At 44.2% G+C, this 20,808-nt stretch carries 19 protein-coding genes; 8 read left to right on the top strand and 11 right to left on the bottom strand.

Annotation, left to right across the window (positions count from 1 at the left end):
- Positions 1-24 precede the first annotated feature (24 nt).
- The 4 genes from DFP75_RS01915 to DFP75_RS01900 all read right to left on the bottom strand — a co-directional run bounded on the left by DFP75_RS01915 (position 25) and on the right by DFP75_RS01900 (position 2,702).
- Complete coding sequence (locus tag DFP75_RS01915; protein WP_110571810.1) at positions 25-1,002, bottom strand: dipeptidase; 978 nt, start codon at positions 1,000-1,002, stop codon at positions 25-27.
- Positions 1,003-1,281: 279 nt separating this feature from the next.
- Positions 1,282-1,977, bottom strand: coding sequence for a VC0807 family protein (locus tag DFP75_RS01910; protein WP_110571809.1), 696 nt, complete (start codon positions 1,975-1,977; stop codon positions 1,282-1,284).
- A 195-nt stretch (positions 1,978-2,172) separates the two neighbouring features.
- Positions 2,173-2,463 carry a type II toxin-antitoxin system RelE/ParE family toxin gene (locus DFP75_RS18750; RefSeq protein ID WP_110571808.1) on the bottom strand — a complete coding sequence of 97 codons (291 nt, stop codon included), beginning with the start codon at positions 2,461-2,463 and terminating at the stop codon, positions 2,173-2,175.
- The gene (locus tag DFP75_RS01900) at positions 2,460-2,702 is read right to left on the bottom strand and encodes a type II toxin-antitoxin system ParD family antitoxin (RefSeq protein WP_110571807.1); all 243 of its coding nucleotides are present in this window, start codon (positions 2,700-2,702) and stop codon (positions 2,460-2,462) included. The genes DFP75_RS18750 and DFP75_RS01900 overlap by 4 nt, the downstream gene beginning before the upstream one ends.
- A 171-nt stretch (positions 2,703-2,873) precedes the next feature.
- On the opposite strand from DFP75_RS01900, the gene DFP75_RS01895 reads away from it, so the two are divergent.
- Positions 2,874-3,680: a M48 family metallopeptidase gene (locus DFP75_RS01895; protein ID WP_110571806.1), complete on the top strand. Its 807-nt coding sequence runs from the start codon at positions 2,874-2,876 to the stop codon at positions 3,678-3,680.
- Positions 3,681-3,880: 200 nt separating this feature from the next.
- Here the strand turns inward: DFP75_RS01895 and DFP75_RS01890 are convergent, their stop codons facing one another.
- Complete coding sequence (locus DFP75_RS01890; protein ID WP_110571805.1) at positions 3,881-5,086, bottom strand: MFS transporter; 1,206 nt, start codon at positions 5,084-5,086, stop codon at positions 3,881-3,883.
- A 124-nt stretch (positions 5,087-5,210) separates the two neighbouring features.
- Here DFP75_RS01890 and DFP75_RS01885 point away from each other — a divergent pair, with 124 nt between their 5' ends.
- The 3 genes from DFP75_RS01885 (at position 5,211) to DFP75_RS01875 (ending at position 8,070) form a co-directional block, all read left to right on the top strand.
- On the top strand, positions 5,211-6,197 hold the full coding sequence (locus DFP75_RS01885; RefSeq protein WP_110572805.1) for an AraC family transcriptional regulator: 987 nt from the start codon (positions 5,211-5,213) through the stop codon (positions 6,195-6,197).
- 115 nt (positions 6,198-6,312) lie between these two features.
- A complete protein-coding gene (locus DFP75_RS01880; RefSeq protein ID WP_110571804.1) occupies positions 6,313-7,377 on the top strand; it encodes an FAD:protein FMN transferase in 1,065 nt (354 codons plus the stop codon).
- A gap of 96 nt (positions 7,378-7,473) precedes the next feature.
- Positions 7,474-8,070, top strand: a complete 597-nt coding sequence (locus DFP75_RS01875) for a hypothetical protein (RefSeq protein ID WP_110571803.1) — start codon at positions 7,474-7,476, stop codon at positions 8,068-8,070.
- A gap of 116 nt (positions 8,071-8,186) precedes the next feature.
- Here the strand turns inward: DFP75_RS01875 and uxuA are convergent, their stop codons facing one another.
- From uxuA to DFP75_RS01845, 6 genes are all read right to left on the bottom strand, one after another.
- A complete protein-coding gene (gene uxuA / locus DFP75_RS01870) occupies positions 8,187-9,362 on the bottom strand; it encodes a mannonate dehydratase (RefSeq protein WP_110571802.1) in 1,176 nt (391 codons plus the stop codon).
- A 1-nt stretch (position 9,363) separates the two neighbouring features.
- A complete protein-coding gene (locus DFP75_RS01865) occupies positions 9,364-10,833 on the bottom strand; it encodes a mannitol dehydrogenase family protein (RefSeq protein ID WP_110571801.1) in 1,470 nt (489 codons plus the stop codon).
- A gap of 46 nt (positions 10,834-10,879) precedes the next feature.
- Positions 10,880-12,292: a glucuronate isomerase gene (gene uxaC / locus DFP75_RS01860; protein WP_110571800.1), complete on the bottom strand. Its 1,413-nt coding sequence runs from the start codon at positions 12,290-12,292 to the stop codon at positions 10,880-10,882.
- Positions 12,293-12,305: 13 nt separating this feature from the next.
- Positions 12,306-14,693 carry a glycoside hydrolase family 31 protein gene (locus DFP75_RS01855; protein WP_110571799.1) on the bottom strand — a complete coding sequence of 796 codons (2,388 nt, stop codon included), beginning with the start codon at positions 14,691-14,693 and terminating at the stop codon, positions 12,306-12,308.
- Between the two features lie 44 nt (positions 14,694-14,737).
- Complete coding sequence (locus DFP75_RS01850; RefSeq protein ID WP_110571798.1) at positions 14,738-16,036, bottom strand: TRAP transporter large permease; 1,299 nt, start codon at positions 16,034-16,036, stop codon at positions 14,738-14,740.
- 80 nt (positions 16,037-16,116) lie between these two features.
- Complete coding sequence (locus tag DFP75_RS01845; RefSeq protein ID WP_110571797.1) at positions 16,117-16,587, bottom strand: TRAP transporter small permease; 471 nt, start codon at positions 16,585-16,587, stop codon at positions 16,117-16,119.
- A 197-nt stretch (positions 16,588-16,784) separates the two neighbouring features.
- Between DFP75_RS01845 and DFP75_RS01840 the strand changes: the two genes are divergently transcribed.
- From DFP75_RS01840 to DFP75_RS01825, 4 genes are all read left to right on the top strand, one after another.
- Positions 16,785-17,777: a TRAP transporter substrate-binding protein gene (locus tag DFP75_RS01840; RefSeq protein ID WP_110571796.1), complete on the top strand. Its 993-nt coding sequence runs from the start codon at positions 16,785-16,787 to the stop codon at positions 17,775-17,777.
- 130 nt (positions 17,778-17,907) lie between these two features.
- Entirely contained in the window at positions 17,908-18,687 is a 780-nt protein-coding gene (locus tag DFP75_RS01835) for an FCD domain-containing protein (protein WP_110571795.1), read from the top strand.
- 209 nt (positions 18,688-18,896) lie between these two features.
- Positions 18,897-20,390, top strand: a complete 1,494-nt coding sequence (locus DFP75_RS01830) for a sensor histidine kinase (RefSeq protein ID WP_110571794.1) — start codon at positions 18,897-18,899, stop codon at positions 20,388-20,390.
- Positions 20,383-20,808: a response regulator gene (locus DFP75_RS01825; RefSeq protein WP_110571793.1), complete on the top strand. Its 426-nt coding sequence runs from the start codon at positions 20,383-20,385 to the stop codon at positions 20,806-20,808. The genes DFP75_RS01830 and DFP75_RS01825 overlap by 8 nt, the downstream gene beginning before the upstream one ends.

Here is a 20,808-nt window from a genome sequence, read left to right as displayed (position 1 = left end):
CAAAGCGTTACGAGCGCTGTAGCTTTATTCGCCCCAAACTTCTTTTAATAGATTTACCCAGTTTTCACCCATAATCTTCTGTACCTGACGCTCGCTGAAGCCATGCTTCAACAGCGCCTCGGTCAAATTCGGGAAATCACCTACAGTACGCATACCCAGTGGATTGATGATCTCACCAAAGCGAGTCAAGCGACGGGCATAGCCTTTATCGTGAGTTAGGTATTCGAAGAAATCGTAGCCGTGACCTTGAGTAAAGTCAGTGCCAATACCGATCGCATCTTCACCAACGATGTTGTAGATGTATTGAATGGCTTCTACATAATCATCGACTGTTGCATTGATGCCGGCTTTTAAGAAAGGAGCAAACATGGTGACACCAACAAAACCGCCATTATCAGCAATGAACTTCAATTCTTCGTCTGTACGGTTACGTGGATGCTCTTTCAAACCTGCTGGAAGGCAGTGTGAATAGGCAACGGGTTGTTTGGATTCGATGATGACTTCTTTCGCAGTATTTGGACCAACATGAGATAGATCACACAACATACCAACACGGTTCATTTCCGCGACAATTTCACGGCCGTAACCAGACAAACCGCCGTCACGTTCGTAACAACCCGTACCAACCAAGTTTTGTGTGTTGTAGCACATCTGCACAATACCAACGCCAAGGTCTTTAAAGATCTGCACGTAACCAATTTGGTCTTCAAATGCATGAGCGTTTTGAAAGCCCATCATTACGCCTGTTTTGCCTTCAGCTTTCGCTCGGTGAATGTCTTTTGTCGTGTAGACTTTGGTTAGCAAATCACTGTTGGCTTCGATCAATTGATTCATCTCGACAACATTGCGCACCGTACCTTCAAAGTTTTCCCAGAACGACACAGTACAATTCGCTGCGGTCAGCTTACCTTTCGCCATGTCTTCAAATAGCTCACGGTTCCACTTCGCACAAATCAAACCGTCAATAATAATAGACTTATCATGTAACTCTGCTGCGTTCATTGTTCTGTCCTTTAGGGCTATTAAGCAATGAACTCAGTGTAATTTTTCGGCTAGTAGGAGAACTAGCTGGAAACGACTAGAGCAACACTAAAACCGACTAGGTTATTGCGTCGCTTTCAAACCCATTTTAAAGAAAGGGTCATTAAGTACTGGATAAGGGACTTAAGAGAGGATTTAGAGGGCAAACACCTCTTTATTAAACGCTTTTCAGATCCATAGCATTTTGAATAAAAAGGTGTGTGAGCCACTAAATATGTTCGGAAGATGTCTGTGAAGGGATTATTTTTTAACGATTAAGTCTTCTAGCTTCAATCCTGTGGCTTTTTGGATGCTGCGCCATAGGTAATAAAATATCGCCATTAGCATGATCATGGATGGAATAGCGATCATTGGGTAGCTGTATAAAGTCATCTGCCCCAGTTCTTCGTTAAAGGCTTCCGTTCCTGCTGGACTGGTAACGATCCATTTTGCCAAGACATAATTCATTGTCGCAGAAAAGGCAAAAGAGCCTGCAATGAAATACGTGGCTTTCATTAATCGCTTTTCAAACATTTCTGTGCTGTTGTTCTCTTCAAGCTTTTGCTTAATGGTTTCAACGTCCATGATCGCAGCGTTAAAGAACATCGCTCGCACCAAAGGATACGGTGTAAATGTCGAGATCAAAACAGCCACCCCAATAACCGCAGGAATCGCTGCTTCTTTAATCGCCAGCCATTTATTATCTAACTCGAACAAGCCAATACTGCCTGTCAGCAACACACTGAACAAACCCAACAAGGCAATGAAGTTGAACTTCCTGTACTTAACTAACTCATAAATCCCCCAGCCTAAGGGAAACGCCAACGCTGCGATTAAACCGCCAGTCGTACCTAGCTTATCTTCACCACTTAACTTCATCAAAATAAAAGATGGCAAAATGACACTAACAATAAGATCCACCATTGGACGTGGCTTGTGTTCGGGCGTGTTACTCATATTCTCTGTTTCCAAGTTTAATTCAAATTCTAATGGCGACTATCATAAAGGAAAAATACACATGGTGGTGAATAGACAATGATTTTTGATAGAAGTGCCAAGGATTTGTGGATTTCATCCTTTGGTTCCATTCGAATGCTTAGTATTCCCGACCTTTATATAATCACTATACCTACTGTTATTCGGCCAGCAACCTCAAAACTTCGACTCGACATCCATGCTTTTATGAAGTACCCGAACAATAAAGATTGAGTCCCTTTGAATTTCATAAAATATAGTATGGCTTTGATGTTGGTGTTTCCGTAAGCCTGAAGCTATATAGTCACATTGCGTACCTGATATAGGGTTATCTGCTAAAAAAAGCATCGTTGCATCTAATTCTTTGATGTAAGTTCTACGCTTGTCTGAACCCCATACTTTCTGTGTATAGGTAGCTATTTGCTTAATGTCGGCACGTGCCGCGTTCGACAAAGTAAACAAATTCATTTACCCAATTCGTCATCAAGCTCTTTCATCAAGCCTTCATAGCTGTATTCGGCAGTGCCACTAGCAACACCTTCTTGTATTAAGCTTTGCAGTGCTTTAAGTTTTTGATCATCATCTTCAAGTTTACGCAATCCAGCACGGATGACTTCACTAGCGGAGGCGTATCGCCCATCTGCTATTTGCTGTGCAATAAACTGATCAAAATGACTACCTAAACTAATGCTTGTATTTTTAGGCATTCCTTCCTCCTTCTGTACCAATAGTTGGTATATTTTGGTACAGAGAGTGTAGTAAGTCAAAATAAAGGATAAGACGAACAAACCACACTAGCCCCAGTTGCTTATAATAAAACCCCTTCTCTATAATGGCAGGCATATCAAACAGTCCATTACAAAGAAGGCGGTTTTATAATGGTGTTTAAGAAGGTTTCTTTAAAGATAGCGATGGCGGCGGCTTTGGCTGTGATGGTCGGTTGTAGTTCATCACCAACAGGGCGCAAACAGTTTGCCGTGCTGCCTGATAGCCAGATGAATGAGATGGGCGTTCAATCTTTCACGGAAATGAAGAAAGAAATACCGGCTTCATCTGATGCTAAATTGCGCGAGCAAGTTCAATGTGTGGCAGATTCATTAATTGCGGTGTTGCCAGAAAAGTATCGCAACCAAGACTGGGAAGTGGTGCTGTTTAACGATGAACAAGTGAATGCATTTGCCTTACCTGGATACAAAGTTGGTATTTATACGGGACTTTTGACTGTTGCAGAAAACCAATCACAATTAGCCGCTGTGGTCGGTCATGAATTAGCCCATGTTATTGCCCGCCACGGTAACGAACGCGTGTCGACTCAGTTGGCAACAAGCCAAGCTTTGGCGTTGGGGTATCAATTGAGTGGTGAAGAGTCGCCAGAAAAAATAGCCATCTTCCAAGCGCTAGGCATAGGAGCGCAAGTAGGCATTATTTTACCCTTTAGCCGCTCTCATGAGTCTGAGGCAGATTTACTTGGCCTAAGCTATATGGCAAAAGCGGGCTTTGATCCACGAGAAAGCGTTCAATTATGGCGTAATATGAGTGCAGGAGGTGAAAGCAAAGCACCGGAGCTGCTATCTACTCACCCTTCCAACTCCACTCGCATTAAAGATTTGCAGGCAAATTTAAGTAAAAACCTACCAATTTATGAAGACTTAGTCGCCCAGAATAAAACGGCTAAGTGTTACTAGCGTCTGCCCTAAACATCTTGGTTAATAGATAAAGTACTAACATCCAAAAAGATAAAGGAACCGAGGAGCACTTGCTACTCGGTTCCTTGTGACAATTTACTTTTATTTTACCCCGTCCCCGTCTATTCCGTATTTATTAGCAATACACACACTTTCAAGTCGACTTATAACGATAGCCCAATAGATAGAAGATGTTTGAATTAAATGGCTTTTGCGGCTGCAGAGGGCTTAACCCTCAAGCCGATTGAGACAAACAAGGAAGCCGCCAACAGTATCAATGCAGCGATACTAAAGACCCCCAAAGCACCACTTGCATCAAACACCAATCCGCCCGCTGCAGCACCGGTTGCAATCCCTACTTGAATAGCCGCAACCAAAAGCCCACCACCACTTTCAGCTTCGTCCGGTACACTACGTGTAATCCAGGTAGACCAACCGACAGGCACGCCACCAAACGCCATGCCCCAAATCGCTACCAATACAGCAGTTGGAGCAATAGCGCCCTGAATGCTGACCATCCCGATTCCAGCTAAGCCAATGATCAATGGTGCAAGCGTTAAAGTAAGACGCAGAGATCGCGCAATTAACACACCGGCTAAGTGAGTCCCAATGAAGTTCGCCACGCCAAAACCTAATAAGATGCCAGAAATACCAGCCGTAGCCACGCCTGTTACGTTTTCAAGAAAGGGTCGGACATAAGTAAATAAAGCGAAGTGCCCCGTAAAAATAAGCACCAGCATTATTAGGCCAAACTTCATTCGAGGTCGATTCATCACTGCTAACAATGTACCCAATGTCGCTCGCCCACGAGGAGGCATTTTCGGTAAGGTCGCAAGCTGGACGAAAAGAACCATAACCCCTAGTAAAGCAACAAGCCAAAAGACATTACGCCAGCCAATAGTACCACCGAGGTAGCTGCCAAGCGGCGCCGCAAAAATCGTCGCGGCCGACACCCCACTAAACATAATAGCCAACGCACGAGGAATGTCTTTATCGGGAACCAAGCGCATAACGACAGCGGCCGCCATGGTCCAGAAACCACCCAGTGCAATACCAAGTAACACCCTACCGGCCAACAGCAAGAAGAAATTTGGAGCAAGCGCAACCAAAGCGCTTGAGATAATTAATAGCACAGAGAAGCCCAGCAATACGTATCGACGATCTATTCTGCGGGTCACAGTAGCCGTTAAAAGGCTGGCGACCACCGCCAAAATAGCAGTAGCCGAAACCGCTTGACCAGCCATACCTTCGGTAATGGAAAGGTCTGACGCCATCGGAGTAAGAAGGCTAGCAGGCAAAAACTCTGCCGTGACCAACCCAAAAACACCTAACGTCATCGCTATCACAGCCCACCAGGCAGGTGTTTCTTTTGTCTGCATGGACGGCTCATTTATGGTATTCGTCATTGAAAATCCTCTAGATATAAATGTTTGTACATTGCCTATCGAACAATATGCACAGAATAATATGGACAGGCCAGACGATATATACCAATATATCTTAAATTTATACCATATCGTCCGGAGCGCTATGCAACTTTCCACGCAAAACAACATCACCAATAAAACCCAACACGACATGGTAAACGAGCTTCTGTCCGGTGTTCGCCTTAAAGGCCTTGAATACCGACGTATCGAAATTTCAGCGCCATTTGGCCTGAAATATGGAGAAGGAGCCGATACAAAATTGGCGTACTTTCATTTTATCGGCCAAGGCTCAGTATTACTTCGAACCAAGAGTGGCGCAGTACAAGAGCTTGCCTGTGGCGATGCTGTATTGTTGCCTTGCGCTGGAGCGCACGATATTTATAGCGAAGACGGCGTGCCATTAGTCAGTATCGATGCCTTTGAAAAAGTATCGCTGTGTGATGCCTCCTCTGAAATCCGTGCTTGTGATACCGAAATCTGTAGATCAAAAGACAACTTTATTTTCAGTTGTGCGATGGAGTTCAACTTAGGCTGGCTTCATCCATTAGCCCATTTGAAGCCCGAAGTCATGCATATTGAAACCGTGCCCGATTATGACCCTCAAATCCCGGCCATTCTTGATGTCATGACCAAAGAACTAAAGGCAAAACGACCTGGATATAGCGTCATTTTAACAAGGCTTGCCGATGTCGTGGCCGCTGCGATTTTACGTCGTTGGGTAGAAGTTGGATGCGATGTGTGCGGCTGGGTTGAAGCCATGCGCGACCCCAAATTGGCACAGGTTTTATCCGCCCTACACCATGACCCAGGTCGACAATGGTCGGTAGCAGATATGGCTTGTGAGATGGGCGTTTCACGTTCTGTCTTTGCTGAGCGCTTTACCGAATTAACCCATTCCACACCACAGCAATATCTAGGCAATCTGCGCATGCGGCTCGCAAGCCAATGGATCAGCCAAGACAACCTGAATCTTGACGAAATCGCAGATCGCCTTGGCTATAGCTCAACAGCATCGTTTAGTCGAGCCTTCAAACGAATGACAGGTATATCCCCCGGCGCGGTTAGAAATGGCCTGCTTCCAGAACTTTGAAAACAAAAGTAGAACAACAAAATGCACATAAGTGTGGATGGTAAGCTGGTTGATAGAGTTGATCATAATCCACTGGTAAACTTACTGAATTTACTTTTCATAAGGCTTAAATCACATGTCTACTTCGATAAAATCTGGTTTTAATGTAACCAGGGTTGCGGGCTTTAGTACTATTCTGATGACAACGTTTTTAGTGGGTTGCAGTGAGCCACCAAAACTGGAAACGGTTGAAGGCTATGCCCAAGGCACAACCTATCAAATCAGCTTTTGGTCTGAAGACGCGGTTCCAGTAACAGAGGTACAAGCTGCATTTAACGATACTCTTGCCCAGATTGATAAAGAACTTTCTACTTATCGTCCAGATTCTTTCATTTCCGAGTTCAACCGCAGCCCTTCTGTGGCCTGGCAACCTGTTTCTCAAGACTTTGTCGAACTGGTTCAAATCGCCCAAGACATACACGCGAAATCAGAAGGTTGTTACGACCCGACTATTGGGCCTTTGTTTGATCTATGGGGGTTCAAAACCGACCAACTTCATGTGCCAACACCAGAAGAACTCACAGCTCTGAAAGCAGAAATAGGCATAGATAAAGTTGAAATCGATGAAGAAAATATGCGCGTGCGTAAAACGCGTCCTTTCTTACAGCTTGATTTTTCTTCTATGGGCGAAGGTTACACCATTGGCAAGTTAAGTCATGTATTAGAATCCAAAGGCTACGATAATTACATGGTGCAATTTGGTGGCGATATGAAAATCAAAGGACACAAGCCAAATGGCGACAAATGGCGAGTGGCCATTCAAAGTCCAATCCCTTCTACTGAAGGTGGTCCAAAAGTTTATAAAGTCATAACGGTCAAAAATGAAGATGGCGTCACACTGGATACATCAGGCACTTATAACCGTCACTTCGACGATAATGGCGTGGAGTATTCGCACATAATCAACCCAAGCACAGGCAAGCCAATCACTCATGACCTTGTCTCGGCATCGGTATTTGGCACCGACCCTAGAATAAGCGATGCATGGGCAACCACCATGTTGTGCCTTGGCCCAGTGGAAGGCGCAAAAATCGCCAAAGAGGAAAACTTAGACGTCTTCTTTATCGAAAGAAAGAACGACAAGTTGGTGAACTCCAGCAGTGCCGCTTTGCTCAAAACAGACAAAGTGAAATTTGATTAAAAAGCGAGCAGGTGTAATGCTTGTTACTACTGCTCGCCTTATGCGAGACTATTTTCCTCCCATTTAGAAATGGCAAGATCGTAAGGAAAAAACGCTATGGAAAAGCTTGTATTGGTATGCCTAGTTTCGGTACTCATGGCTGGCTGCGTAGGTAATGAAAGCTATACCAAAATTGGGAATTATTTCAATGGCAGCGACGAAAGCCCTGTCACAGAAATCGAAGATGCCGAGAGCGAAGGTAACGACACAGAAAACAATCCTGACGACCCCGAAAAAGTATACAACGCCACCGTGACGACCAGTGACCTTGAAGGCTCTTGGAGAAAGTCATGCGGGCATGTAGACGGTGAAGCGCACTATGATATCGTTACGTTATCCTTCAGTCGTAGCGAATTCACCACTGATATAAAAAACTACCTTGATGCTGGCTGCACTAGCCCCTTACCTGGGGCTCCGAATCCTACATCATTTAGCAAATTCACGTTGGGAAACGGCATTATGCTGAGTGATGGCACTATCGTCACCGAAGTCGATAGTCGCACTATGCGATATGATGGCGCCCACTTCTACCCTGAAGAACACAACATCATTTATATCAAGAACGACAATCTCTACACTGGAGCTGATGACCAAGATACGTTACAGAGACCAACCAGACTCGACTATAAGCGTCCTTTCCATAGAATAAACTAGCCTACAGTCAGCCATTCTTGCTGCTGCCTTGCATTAATTTGTTAAAACTTGGATAAAACAAAAAGACCGAATAGCAAACTATTCGGTCTTTTTTTACCCATTCTATTCAGCTTAAATTAAAGCGTACTCTTAAGACCTAACTCTAAACCACGAACTTCCGCCAAGCCTTTCATTCGGCCTAGTTTCGAGTAACCCGGTTTCGAGTTTTTATCTAGGTCATTCAAGATTTGATGGCCATGGTCTGGTCTCATTGGGATAGGACGCGGTGCGTTGTTGTCGTTACGCTTTTTCTCTTCTACAAGAAGCGCGCGAACCACGCCAACCATGTCTACGTCACCACCAAGGTGGGACGCTTCATGGAAGCTACCTGCCACTTCTTCACGTTTAGTGGATCTTAAATGCGTAAAGAAGATGTTTGAGCCAAAGCGTTGCACCATGTCGACCAAGTCGTTATCAGCACGAACTCCATAAGAACCAGTACAAAGAGTTATGCCGTTTACAGGACTTGGCACTGCCCCAAGCAACCATTCGATATCGTCTTTGACAGAGACAACGCGTGGTAAACCAAGAATTGGACGTGGTGGATCATCTGGGTGAATCGCTAAACGTAAACCGCCTTGTTCTGCGGCTGGCACAATTTCTTCCAAGAAAAGCTTCAAGTGTTCACGAAGTTTGTCTTTGTCGATACCATCGTATTCGTCTAATTTAGAACGAAACTGCTCTAGAGTGTAGCTCTCTTCTGAACCAGGAAGACCTGCAATGATATTCGCCACTAGACGGTTTTTATCTTCTTCTTTTAGGTTTTCAATAAAGATTTTTGCTCGGGCTTTTTCTTCATCGCTGTATTCAGATTCTGCCCCTTTACGCTCTAGAATATAAAGTTCAAACGCCGCAAACGCAGTTTGATCGAAACGCAACGCACGCGAGCCATCAGGCAATGCATAATCCAAATCCGTACGCGTCCAATCCAACACTGGCATAAAGTTGTAACATACCGTATCGATTCCACATTCAGCCAAATTCAGCAGGGTTTGCTTGTAGTTTTGAATGTACTCTTTGTAGTTACCAGTGCGCTTTTTAATGTCTTCATGCACTGGCACACTTTCTACCACAGACCAGCGCAGTGAATGCGATTCGATCATTTCCTTACGAGCTCTGATCGCCTCTACTGGCCAAACGTCACCATTAGGAATTTCATGCAACGCGGTCACAACACCCGTCGCGCCTGTTTGACGAATATCCGTCAACGTTGTTTCATCGTTTGGTCCAAACCAACGCCAAGTATGTTCCATTTTATCCTCCGAAATTCGCAGTGTTGTTATTGAATGACAGACATTCCACAACACCACTTGAAATAAGTGTTTTGTAAGCGCTCAGCACAGCAACAGAGAATGCCTCGTTTTGGCTGAGTGTATTTGAAAATATATCGTTCAATTTTAGAGCTTCGTGTACCAATGATTCTGGGTCTGAACAGCGAGCATGGAGCTCACTTAATGTCTGTGCCATTGGGTCATCAACTTGATGTTTATTGCCATCAAGGTCTTCGCCACGTACATAGAACAACCACGCCGCCACGCCTAATGCGGTCGCAGCAAGACTGGATCTGGTAGCTAAGCGTTCTTCTGCGCCACTCAACCAGCGTTGCGGGATCTTCTGTGATCCATCCATCGCTATTTGTGACAACTGATGCTGCAGGCTGTCATTGGCAAATCGGCTGATCAAACTATCAATGTAAGCCTGTACTTGCACCTCTTCAGGTAAATCCAAGGTAGGCGAGGCTTCAACACTCATATAGTGACGAATTAAGTTAGCGAATTTTTCATCCGCTACCGCTTGTGCAACTGTTTGATGTTTGGCTGCTAAACCAACATACGCCAACAAAGAATGACTCCCGTTCAACAGACGAAGCTTCATAGTTTCAAATGGATGTACATCTGCCACCATTTGTACGCCATCTTCTTCCCAGTCTGGGCGACCTTGTGGGAAGTTGTCTTCGACAACCCATTGGCTAAAGGCTTCACACATGACGGCATTTTCATCGTCACACTGCAGTTCTGACTGCAAGCGTTCACGAGAAGCGTCCGACATAGCTGGTACGATTCTGTCAACCATAGAGCTAGGGAAAGCAACGTTATCTTGAATCCATTGGGCGAACTCAGTAGAACGGTGCTCAGCTAATCCACACACAGCTTGACGGGTCAAGCTGCCATTATTGGGCATATTGTCACAAGACAAGACAGTAAACGCTGGCAAGCCAGATTCTTTTCTGCGATACAAGGCTTCAACTAAAATTCCAGGCGCCGTTTTCGGTGCTGTGGGATTCTGTATGTCATGCTGAATACTTGGATCATCTAGACGCAATGTTTTATCGGCTGGCGCCAAGTAATAGCCCTTCTCGGTCACGGTTAAAGTGACGATCTTGGTCTTTGGCGACACCAGTTTTTCAAACAAAGGTTCTTTATCAGTGCCCGCAAATAAAGCGTCACGAATCGCGTTGACTTCTCGCAACTCGACATTCTGACTATCCTGATATTCGGCAATATGATATCGACAATTATTGGCTTTCAGCTGATCAACCAACTGGGTATTCGAGCGAATATTAACGGCACAAATTCCCCAATCACCACCTTGGTGACGATTAAGATTTTTTTCGATATAAACTGCTTGATGGGCACGATGAAAAGCCCCCAATCCAATATGAACAATGCCAACATCTACCTTGTCTGGCGCATATAAGGTATTTGTTGTTTTTATGCTAATCATGATGGTTCCTTAGGTTGTAACGATAAAATAGCGCAGCCTTACGAGATTAATTCTGGAAGCCAAAGTACTTCTTAGCGTTTTCAGAACAAATTCCTTCCACCATGCCACTTAATAGCGCCATATCTGCAGGAGCCTCACCACGCTCAACCCAACCACCAATCATGTCGCACAACAAACGACGGAAATACTCATGACGGGTATAGGACAAAAAGCTACGAGAGTCGGTTAGCATACCGACAAATTGGCTCAACAAGCCCATTTGAGCCACACTGGTAAGCTGGCGCTGCATGCCATCCAGTTGATCGTTAAACCACCAGCCAGAACCAAATTGCACCTTGCCTGCAATGCCGCCACCTTGGAAGTTACCCGCCATGGTTGCCAGCATTTCATTATGAATTGGATTCAAGCAGTAAAGGATGGTTTTTGGTAGTTCATCAGTCTGATCTAAAGCATTCAAGAATCCAGACAATGGCTCTGCGTAAGCGCGATCATCCATAGAGTCAAAACCAGAATCACCACCAACCAGTTTGAACATTCTGGATGAATTGTTTCGGCGCGCACCAATGTGCAACTGCATCACCCAGCCTTTTTTAGCGTATTGCTTGCCTAACCACACTTGAACGGCGCTGGAAAATTGCGCTATTTCAAGTTCGGTTAGCGGTTGCTCATTAACGCGTTTGGATAGAATAGAATCCAATTCAGCTTCGCTTGGTTCGTTAGCAAAGCGCATGATTTCAATACCGTGATCGGCACTACGACAACCATGAGCATCAAATACTTCTAGACGTTGCGCTAAGGCATCAATCAGATCTTTAAAGCGAACAATGTTTATGTCGGCAGCTTTACCCAGTTTGTTTAAGTAATCTTTGAAGCCAACATGATCGACTTTAAAAGCGCGATCAGGTCGCCAGCTTGGCGTCACAGCAATGTCAAAACTGCTGTCGTTAGCGATAAACTTATGGTGTTCAAGGCTATCCGCTGGGTCATCCGTGGTGCCAACCATTTTCACATTCATTTGCTGCATAATGCCACGTGCGAAAAACTCTGGTTGCTGCAACATATCATTGCACTGCTCCCAAATAGCGTCGGCTGTTTTTGGAGAAAACAGCACATCTGTGACGCCAAATGGACGGCGCAACTCTAGGTGAGTCCAATGGTAAATTGGATTGCCTATGCACTGAGGGACAGTTTTAGACCAAGCTTGGTATTTTTCTTTAAAGCTAGCGTCTCCGGTGATTAAACGCTCTTCCATACCTGCGGCGCGCATAGCGCGCCACTTGTAATGGTCACCTTCCAACCAGATCTCGCCAAGGTCGCTAAAACGGCGATTCTCAGCAATCTCTTGAGGGCTTAGATGACAATGGTAATCGTAGATTGGTTGCTCAGCCGCGTAGTCATGATAAAGGCGCTTGGCCGTTTCCGTTGTAAGCAAAAAATCTTCTGTCATAAAGTTTTTCATGTCATTCCTCGGCTTAGGCTAGTTCGTTTAAGGCAACAGTTTGAGATGCTTGCACTCGCTTGCCATTGACGTAGAAAGGGCGTAACTCATTGCTAGGCAGAACAAAGCTCACTTCGCTGTAAGCTGGTTGCCATTCACCCTCACTTGATACTGCCAAATCAATACGCTCTAGATCCGATGTTAATGTCATGTTTAGCATCAGATACTTGCCATCTAGGTAGCCGTTGCTTAGGCCATCATCATCAAACACTGATACGTTGCGCTGCCCTGCACCTTTAAATGGGAAAACAAGGAACTGGCGTTGTGTGTCTTTTTCTGCGTCCACATGAGCAATACGACTGCTGGTAGGAATCACACTACCGGCACGAGCAAGTAGCGGAATTTCTTCTAATGCAGCAGGTAACCTAATGTCTTGTCCGCCGGCATACCAAGTCTTGCGATGGAAGTCATACCAACCTTCACCATTATCAGGCAAATAAACAGGACGAGTTCGTTGTCCCTGCTCCACCACAGAGGCAACCAATAGATCTTGACCTAGCAAAAAGTCGTCGCACTCTTCATAAGTACGAGCATCGCCTTCGTGATCTAAGAAAGTCGCACGCAGCATAGGTTCGTGGTGCTTGTGTGCTTGCCAAAGTAGGTTATACAAATAAGGCATCAAGCGGTAACGAAGCGCCATGGCTTCACGAATAATTGGCGTCACCTCTGGATACATCCAAGGCTCGTTAACCGTTTTATCATCATTCCAAGAATGAATAGTGAAACGAGGATGCATGACACCATTTTGAACCCAGCGTACAAACAATTCAGGATCTGGACGATCACCAGAGAACCCACCCACGTCATGGCCCATGTTATACAAACCAGAAAGGTTCATACCAACCCCCATGCGAGTGTTGTAACGCAAAGTTTGCCAGTTAGTACGGTTGTCACCACTCCATGTTTGCACGTAGCGCTGCATGCCTGGGCAACCGGATCGCGAAATCAAATATGGGCGCAGGCTTGGTGCGAATTCCGTTTGTGCTTCGAAAGAGGCACGCATCATTAGCAAAGGTTGTAGCGGACGAATTAACTTGATTGGTGTTTGTTTACCAAAGCCAACACAACGAGCATTGCTGTCCCACACTTCGTATTCGTTGTTATCATTCCAAGTAGAATCAATGCCCTTTTCAAGCAGCTGCTCGGTAACATTTGTTTTCCACCACTGAATGGTTTTTGGGTTAGTGAAGTCCAAGTGTGACCCTGAATCATCCCAAAATTGTGAAGACTCAGGGGCGTCGAATTCAGAGTCTTGAATGAATAAATTCTGCGACGCGACTTCATCAAAGCGCGGGTGATCTTGCAGCAAACAAGGCTTGATATTGGCCGCTAGTTTAAGACCCGCCTTATGGAAGTCTTCACTCAATTTAAGTGGGTTTGGTACCTTGCTGGTGTTCCAGTTAAATACGTAGCGCTTATTACCAATTGAGGTATAACCAGACGAAAGCTGAAAAGAATCGCATGGCATGTTGTGATTATCACAATGCTTAATAAAGTCGCCTAACTGCTCTTGAGCGTTTTCCGCATCCGTATAAAGCATGGTGGAACCACTGTAACCAAGGCTCCACTTAGGGCCAAAGATGGTACGACCTGTTAGGTTGACATAGGTTTTGGTCACATCTAAGACTTTTTCACCGTACATGAAGTAGAAATCGAGGTCGCCTTCATCAGCGTGATAACTGCGGTAATAGCCATGATAGTTATCAAGCTCGTTACCCAAATCAAACCAGCTGGTTGATAAGTTATCGTAGAAAATACCAAAACTCGCTTGCTCGGTTTTCGTAATGTAGAACGGAATATGTTTATACAAAGGGTCGGTATTTTTCGCATCGTAACCCATCGCATCAATATTACGCATTTGGTATCGAGAACCATGACGATTCAAATCACCAGCCTTCTCACCCAATCCATAATATTTTTCAGACAAATCACGAGCCATATAATGATGGATATCGTTACTTTGCACGCCCAGCATATAGGCACCGCTTTGGCGGTCTGCTGCAAGATAATGCCATTCGCCAGTCGCGTCGGCATATTCCCATGTAAGCTTTAGTGGCTTCGATAGAGTAACGCGAAGAGCGTCGGAAGCAATGCTTAGCTGATCCCCCTGCTCTGACACGTTAAATTCTGGACAAGTAAAGCCTTCCGTACTCATACGGTCGCGCCCTTCCCAGCCTGTTTCGCTATCATTAGGAGAAACACACCAGCTGCTTTCAAGCTGCAATGTAGCGTTCTTTTTTAGTAAAACACGAATCACGTTAGATTCTAGAACGAAAAAATGCAGCACATGGCGATCGTCACACTGGACGTCTACACGATTGCCTTCAACACCTAGAAGCTTCCAATTCTTAATTGGCTTCATAAATACATATCTCCAAATATCGTTAAAATTCGCACGCTTCTAAACTAGTACCCAAGTAAAAGAGACGGTAAAAACAGGCTAATTTCTGGAATGAAAGTCACTGCCAACAACGCCAATAAGAGTAAACCAAAGATAGGCAACAACGGCTTAATCACTTGGTCAATTTTGACGCCACTTACAGAGCAACCAACAAACAAGGCGCTGCCGACTGGAGGAGTACAAATACCAATACATAAGTTAAATGTGATGATGATGCCGAAGTGAACTGGATCGATACCAAGCTCTTGCGCAATAGGTAAGAAAATAGGTGTGAAGATTAACAACGCTGGTGTCATATCCATAAAGATACCGACAACAAGCAAAATTAAGTTAATAATCAACAAGATAATAATAGGGTTATCAGAAAGAGCCAGAAGCACATCACTTACAGCATAAGGGATATCACCGTTTGCCATTGCCCAAGCCATTGCCATAGACGCCCCGATCAACAACATGATCATAGAAGCAGTCATGATGGAGCCTAGAATAATGCTCGGCATATCTTTAATCGTCACTTCACGATAAATCAAGGCTAGCAATAGCGAGTACACAACCGCGACAGCAGACGCTTCTGTGGCTGTAAAAACACCACCGATAATACCACCCATGATGACCACAATAAGTCCTAGGCTAGGCAAAGCTCGAAGCGTAATTCGTCCAGCTTCGGTCATAGAAACTGGTTCAGAAACTGGGTAGTTTTTCTTTTTAGACACGACAGCAACGGCCAACATCACACACGCGCCCATTAATATACCAGGCAAATAGCCGCCTAAGAACAAAGCACTAATCGAGGTACCACCAGAAATCAGGGAGTAAACAATTAAAGCATTACTAGGTGGAATCAATAGGCCTGCGGGGCTAGAAGATATGTTTACTGCTGTGGAAAATACAGGGTCGTAGCCACTCTTTTTCTGCAATGGCGCCATAGTACCGCCCACCGCAGCAGCCGCCGCAACGGCAGAACCAGAAATCGAGCCAAACAGCATATTAGCAATCACATTCACATGGCCTAAAGAACCTGGTAAACGCCCAGCTAACAACTTAGAAAATTCAATCAATCTTAATGCCAGCCCGCCACGGTTCATTATATTACCAGCGAGAATGAAAAACGGGATCGCCAGCAAAGTGAAACTGTCCATGCCTGACGCAATTTTTTGCGAAACAACAGATAAGGCCGCATCAAACGGCAGAGAAACCATAATAGACAGCAGCGAAGCAATCGCAATGGAAAAAGAAATGGGTACGCCAAGTACCAGCATTCCGAAAAAACTACCAAATAAAACAAGTGCAATTAACCATTCCACGTTTTTTATCCTTATTATCAGAATTTTTTAGACCGCTAAGACGCTAGAAAACAGCGGAATTCTTTAACATGTAAATTTTTTTAATCTTGGCTTGGTGTGACCAAATCTCTTACCAAATACGAGATCATGAATACGCCACTGATTGGAATTGCGGAATAAATCCAGCCCATTTGCAACCCTAAAACAGGAGAGACTTGACCAACATTCAACGTTTTCATCATCAATGATCCACCGCCATACACCATAATTACAGCCGCGAAAAACACACCAATTAATGTAATGACCAATTGCAAGGTGGCTTTTTTATTGCCATCCAACATCAGCAAAACAAAGTCCATCGCCAGATGCTTTTTCTGCCCTAATGTGAAAGCCGCACCTAACAAAGCAACCCAAATAAACAAGAACCTAGCAATCTCATCAGTTGATGTACTTGGCGCACCAAGAACATATCGAGAGAACACTTGCCACACCACACACGACACCAATACCACCATCAAAGTGATACAAATTGTCGATAATATGCGGTCGACCACATGAATGAATTTCGCCATTTACTACCCCCAAAAGAGACTAAAAGCGCAAAACAGCGCCTATTAACCAACGACATATTGAACCAAACATCAAATTTGGTCAACTAATCAGACGGATTGGTTGACCAAAATCAACTTGCGTGCAATTATTCGAACTCGAAACAACACACTTTGATAATCTAAAACATTATAAAAATATCAAAACGGAGATTTACAAAATGTTAAATATCAAAAAAACTAAGTTACACCTTGCTACAGCAGTCATCATTGGCGGCTTGATGGGTGCCTCTTCTATGAGTTTCGCTCAAACTCTAAAACTTAGTCATAACGGCGACACAAAATCCCCTGTCCATAAAGCTCTTAAATTCTTCGCTGATGAAGTAAAAGAAAAGACAGATGGTGATTTGAAAGTTCGTGTTTACCCAAATGGACAATTAGGTACACAACGTGAGTCTCTAGAATTACTTCAAAGTGGCGCGCTCGACATGGCGAAATCAAACGCCAGTGAACTTGAGTCATTTGACCCAGGTTACGGCGCTTTCAACATCCCTTACATCTTTAGAGATCGTGAACACTTTTATCGCGCACTTGAAAGTGAAGACATTGGCCAAAAAATCCTGCGCTCTTCTGAAAAATACGGTTTTGTCGGTGTAGCGTATTTTGATGCAGGTTCTCGTAACTTCTACACAACTAAGCCTGTTCGAACACCAGCCGATTTGAAAGGCATGAAAATTCGCGTTCAGCCAAGCCCTAGCGCGATTAAAATGATGGAATTAATGGGTGCATCTCCAACCCCACTACCATTTGGTGAGCTGTACACTGCACTACAACAACGTGTGGTTGATGGTGCCGAAAACAACATTGGCGCTGTAACGACCTACCGTCATGGTGAAGTGGCGAAATATTACACCGAAGATGAACACGCTATGATTCCTGATGTATTAGTTATCAGCGCTAGCACTTGGGAAGGATTGTCTGATGATAACAAAGCAGCCGTAATCGCTGCGGGTAAAGACGCGACAGCGTTCATGAAGACACTTTGGGCGGAATACACGGTAGAAGAGCTTAAAAAAGCTGAAAAAATGGGCGTAGAAGTTCTTCAGGCTGATAAAGACGCCTTTATTAAAGCCGTTGCTCCAATGCATGAAGCCGCAGCAGAGAACCCTGCGATTTCATCTTATGTGAAAGCAATAAAAGCACTCGACAAATAAGCAAAATCCAGCGACTCTTATTGGGTTACCTCTTAATAAGAGTCGCTTACTTATTAAAGCTCCCTCTTTTTAGTACATTAGTCTATCGACCTCTGATCTCTCACTATTATTAAAATTAAAGTAGAACGCCATGATAAACAGTCTTGTAAAACCAAAGCGCCTTTACCAAGAGGTAGGCCTTAAATTATACGAGGAACTTAGAAAAGGCAGATATCAGATCGGAGACCGTTTACCACCGGAACGCGATATCGCCGAACAATTAGGCGTCAGCAGAACCTTACTTCGTGAAGCACTAATCATGCTTGAACTGATGGAGGTGGTTGAAGTTCGTAAAGGCAGCGGTGTTTATCTTTTAAAGCAACCCACTAGCATTAAATCGACCGATCGATTTGAAGAATCATTAGACAAGGATGATGTTGGCCCATTTGAAATGATGCAAGCAAGGCAACTGCTTGAAAGTCATGTTGCAGAATTTGCAGCCAGCCAGGCAACCAAGAAAGACATTCTCAAAATGCGCGATGCACTAGAGCTGGAAAAGCAGACAATAGACACAGCCGACAAAAATCATGAGGCTGATAAGTTGTTTCATTTGGCGATCGCTGAAGCAACGCAAAATAGCGTTTTGGTCGACCTTGTCAAAACTCTATGGGAACGCCGTGAAAATAGCCCCATGTGGAAACAACTTCACTCCCACATCATTGATCAGGCTTACCGAAAAAAATGGCTTATTGATCACGAGAATATTCTGCTTGCGATTCAACAAAAGAAGCCTGATGCGGCTCGTATGGCCATGTGGCGACATTTAGAAAACGTTAAAGACACCTTAATGCTGTTGTCAGAACATCAAGACCCTAATTTCGATGGTTACTTATTCAGTACTAACCCTGTACAACTGCCTACTAGTAACTAGCAAACCTTTTTTGTCGTGCTCTCTTGCCATTAATAAGAGAGCACTATGCGAATGTTCTGTCCTTCGCCGTGCATTCCATTCCTACCAAAGTTTCCTCCCCTCACCTAAGACCCTCCCATATTTACAAAAAGCAATATTTACCTAATTGCTGTTCTGTCATTTCTAGTCTATCAATATATAGAGCGCCTTCTTGATATATGGAATACATGATGGATCATACTGAAGTTGAAGATAGCAGAATTGACCTGCCTAATAGCCCGTCAAGGGATGAGTTTTTTTTAAAACAATTAGTCACTTACTTACCTATGGGGGCCATGGTCGTCAATGCCAACACACGAATCCTATTCGTTAACGACTCTCTTATTGATATTCTCGGCTACTCCCAAGAAGAGCTGCTTAATGCTGACATTGATATGTTGCTGCCTGAAGAATTCAGAGATAAGCACAAAAACTTTATACAGCATTTTTTTGCGCAACCGCGTAAGCGTCAAATGGGGTTAGGACAAGCCTTATACGCTCGCAAGAAAAATGGTGAACATATCCCAATAGAAATTGGGCTTAACCCAATACAGCAAAACGGACACACTTTTGTATTAGCCACCTTGATCGATTTAACCGCAAGACAACGCGCTAACAATATGTTTCAACGCTCTATTGAAAGCGCTCCTCATGGCATTCTAGCGGTGGATGCTGGTGGAATAATTCAACTTACAAACAGCGCTCTTTGCCAAGCTTTTGGTTATTCCGCTGAAGAGCTAATCAATCAGTCAATGGATATGCTTTTACCCCATCGCTACCGCGAATACCACGGTAAATTGCGCGACACTTTTCACCAGACGCCAACACCAAGAATGATGGGCGTGGGTCGCGACCTAACAGCACTGCATAAAGATGGGCGAGAATTCCCAGTTGAAATAGGCCTCAGCCCGTTTGAAGACGAAACAGGCAATAACATGGTATTGGTTTCTCTGCTGGACATCACCAAACGTAAACGTATGGAACAAGATCTTAAAGAGACAAATACTAACTTAGAAGAATTCACCTATGTGGCTTCTCATGATTTGCGCTCACCACTTCGAGGTATTGCAGATTTATTAGAGTGGATAAAAGAAGATTTAGACTCTGGCCTTATTCCGGATGTCAAACGAAACCTCGACAGAATAGAGGTTCGAATTGAGCGCATGGAACAGTTAATAGACAATTTATTAACTTATGCTAAAGCAGGTAAAGTCGAGTCAAACACACAACAAATCGACGTCAACAAGCTTCTAGATGATATATTCGAATTAATCCCTATTCCAAAAGGCATAACCGTTACTAGAGATATCAAATTAAAACATCTCACTTCCACATCGACACCGTTAGAAACGGTCATTCGCAACCTAATTAGTAACGCGATCAAACACCATGATCGGGACACTGGCAATATATTTATTCACTGTGTTGCTGAAAATAATCTTTGTCATTTCTCGATATCGGATGATGGACCCGGTATTCCAGAAGCGGCTTTCTCACGCATTTTTCGTTTATTTCAAACAGTAACATCCAACGAGCGCAGTGGCACTGGTATAGGCCTATCTGTTAGTCGGCGCTTAGTTGAAACACACGGTGGCCGTATTAGCGTTGAAGCAAATACGCCACAAAGAGGCGTCACATTCCATGTATGGTGGCCACGATTTTTGAGGAAGGATACCCATGATTGAACACCTAAACGTACTTATTGTTGAAGACGATGATGTTGCAGCTGAATCCATTACTCGCAGCCTAAAAAAAGTGGATCCCGATATCAGCTTGGTTTATGCAGAACACGGTAAGACAGCGATAGAAATATTAGAAAAACGCCATCCAAGCAGAACATTAGCAGCACCCTATTTGGTACTACTAGACTTAAATATGCCAGTCATGAATGGTTTTGAGTTTTTAGAGTACATACGTGAAGACCCAGTCCTTCAAGACTGCATCGTTTTCATTCTTACTACTTCAAATGATGATAACGACCGAGCGCGAGCGTATGACAATAATGTGGCAGGCTACATGGTGAAATCCGCTGTTGGGCCACAATTCGCTAAATTGGCCATGCTAATGGACGCTTATAGAAACGCTGTTGAGCCAAACCATTAA

Source organism: Marinomonas alcarazii (assembly GCF_003208215.1).
In the GTDB taxonomy this organism is placed as follows: domain Bacteria; phylum Pseudomonadota; class Gammaproteobacteria; order Pseudomonadales; family Marinomonadaceae; genus Marinomonas; species Marinomonas alcarazii.
The sequence above is the reverse complement of the archived record's forward strand: the minus strand, read 5'-3'. Positions and strand labels throughout refer to the sequence as shown.